General features: G+C 70.7%; 1 protein-coding gene. It reads right to left on the bottom strand.

What is annotated here, in order from left to right; translation table 11 throughout:
• A partial coding sequence (locus ADL15_RS57075) for a hypothetical protein (protein WP_394326937.1) occupies positions 1 to 597 on the bottom strand: 597 nt, incomplete at its 3' end.
• Positions 598 to 734: the final 137 nt, after the last annotated feature.

Raw genomic sequence — 734 nt, forward strand, 5'->3', positions numbered from 1 at the left:
ACGGGCCGACTGCCGAACCGTTGCCCGCTGGGTGCGGGACTTCGGGTTGTGCAGGTCGGCGAACTGGTCAGGGGTGAGTCGGGCTACCGCGTCCTGGTCTTCGCCACGCCGCCGCAGAAGCAGCGGACGCACGGTGGCGTTCGTGGGGCAGTCGAAGACGTTGTCGGGGTACGGGTAGCCGCAGCCGGGACACCGCGAAGGCATCGGGCTACCGGGGTGGTGATCGGCGAACACCTGCGTCAGGGTCGCCACGGACACGCGCAAACCCGCTTCGAGGAGCCGGGAGTCGAGGGCGTGCCGGTCGGACTTGTCGCCGTAGCGCTGCTGCGCGGCCTGCCGGGAAACACCCAGCCGACGGGCGATCTCGTCCCACGAGTACGAGTACGGTTTGGCCCGCAGACCGGCGACGGCCAGACGCAGCATCGCGTCGACCTCGGTCGTCAGCGTGACCATCGAGGCCAGGGCCTCCACGTCGCCGGCCGCGACCCGTCGGGCGTAAGCCCGCAGGATCCGCCGCGCGAACGCGTCGAAGTCGCTGGTCTCCACGTGCCGTGCGGCACGCTTCTTGGGTTGTTTCGGAGCACGGTTGGCAGTCATCGGACAACCACCAGCCCCGCCAGCAGGTACCCGGCGACCGCGACCAGGACCAGTCGGATCCCGGCGCGTTGCCAGCCCGCGGCCAGCGCCCACCACCGGCAGGTGATGAGGTACGCCGGAACACCGACCCGGCGGGT

The organism is Actinoplanes awajinensis subsp. mycoplanecinus, assembly GCF_001509495.1.
Classification (GTDB): domain Bacteria; phylum Actinomycetota; class Actinomycetes; order Mycobacteriales; family Micromonosporaceae; genus Actinoplanes; species Actinoplanes palleronii.